The 322-nt window shown below is 33.9% G+C and carries 1 protein-coding gene; it reads right to left on the bottom strand.

Features of this window, described 5'->3' with window-relative positions:
• Nucleotides 1–322 (bottom strand): ABC transporter transmembrane domain-containing protein (locus ACFINS_RS10620; RefSeq protein WP_375706252.1); only part of this gene is annotated, 322 nt, incomplete at both ends.

Below are 322 nucleotides of genomic sequence, written 5' to 3' on the forward strand. Positions count from 1 at the left end.
GAAGATCAGATGAAGTGTTATTGTGATAAAAAGAGACACTTTGTTCCATCATGCGTGCGTAAATTTTACGCTGTTGTTCAGCAACGATACTATTACCTGCTTTGTTCAAAAAATAAGTCTGAGCAAAAGTTGCAATTCCTTTAAGAATAAAAATGAAAGCAATGATGATAGAAATTACAATGATCATACCAAAATTTTGCGCATCAATAATATAATTAACAACGTCACGCATGATCCATGCACTCGCTGCCGTTGTACAGGAAATAATGATCATTGAAAAAATAGCTGCACTATACCAACGTGCGTGTTTATGAAAATTTTC

This window comes from Bartonella sp. AA2SXKL, assembly GCF_042197205.1.
Taxonomy (GTDB): Bacteria; Pseudomonadota; Alphaproteobacteria; order Rhizobiales; family Rhizobiaceae; genus Bartonella.